Here is a 266-nt window from a genome sequence, read left to right on the forward strand (position 1 = left end):
TGCCCGCCGACGCCGGGCGTGCGGGCGATCACGCCGATCTGCTCGCCCTCGAAGGCGGCCTCCGCGCCGAGCTCCTCGACGCGCTCGCGCAGGACGTCCAGGGCATCGCCCTCGGGCTGGGCGGCGATGATCGCGGTCGCGCCGGCGGTGAGGATCCCGGCCTTCTCGCCCGCGATCAGGTCGATCGTGTCGCCCAGGTACTCCTGATGATCCAGGCCGATGGGGGTGATCACGGCGACGTCGGGATCGACCGCTCCGGTCGCGTC

The 266-nt window shown here is 73.3% G+C and carries 1 pseudogene; it reads right to left on the reverse strand.

The features are described 5' to 3' along the window. A pseudogene (locus MJ643_RS30855) lies at positions 1-266 on the reverse strand (Mur ligase family protein); the annotation flags it as partial.

Origin of the sequence: Pseudomonas sp. PNPG3 (assembly GCF_023093815.1) — a bacterium.
Lineage (GTDB): Bacteria > Pseudomonadota > Gammaproteobacteria > Pseudomonadales > Pseudomonadaceae > Aquipseudomonas > Aquipseudomonas asiatica.